A 564-nucleotide genomic window follows, 5' to 3' on the forward strand; every position below is an offset into this window, starting at 1 on the left:
GCTTTTGGCCGTACATGGACGCCCCCGGTTTGCCAAGCATACATTCATTGATGAGCTGGAGGTAAGATTGCACCCGTACATCCGGACTTTCTTGCAGCTGGAACTGCTGCGGTCCCTGATGGGATTTGCTAGTCGGCGCCTCAATCGAAAGCGCGCATTTTTCATGCTTCGGCCAAAACGGGCTTTGCCGACTACGGTCTTACCTGCCTTGCCATCACTTCGTGTTTGCCTGAGCAATCGGCGGTCGAGATTACAAAACTACTTTTACTTCTTCACTAACCGGTCTGATTACGCCGGAGCGTAATCGGATCGGAACTCGCGGTCGTGGGCCAGAAGCGCCCAAATAATTCGTGCGTTTTTATTCGCAAGAGCTACAGCTACAAGGTTCTTATCTCGTCGTGCAAGTAAATTGGTCAGCCATCCCGCAGCGGGCGGTTTGCGGTTGAGGGCGTAGATCACTGCTCTGGCGCCGTGGATTAACAACGTCCGAAGATAACAGTCTCCCCGCTTGCTAATTCCGAGCAATGTCGGCTTGCCTCCGCTTGAATGCTGTTTTGGCACCAA

Annotated in this window: 1 protein-coding gene; it reads right to left on the reverse strand. The window is 53.0% G+C overall.

The window, feature by feature from the left end; all coding sequences use genetic code 11:
• Positions 1–288: 288 nt before the first annotated feature.
• On the reverse strand, positions 289–564 hold a 276-nt coding region (locus ACP7EY_RS24035), incomplete at its 5' end, for a transposase (protein ID WP_426197765.1).

Source organism: Massilia sp. DWR3-1-1, assembly GCF_049898325.1.
Classification (GTDB): domain Bacteria; phylum Pseudomonadota; class Gammaproteobacteria; order Burkholderiales; family Burkholderiaceae_D; genus JAFCUW01.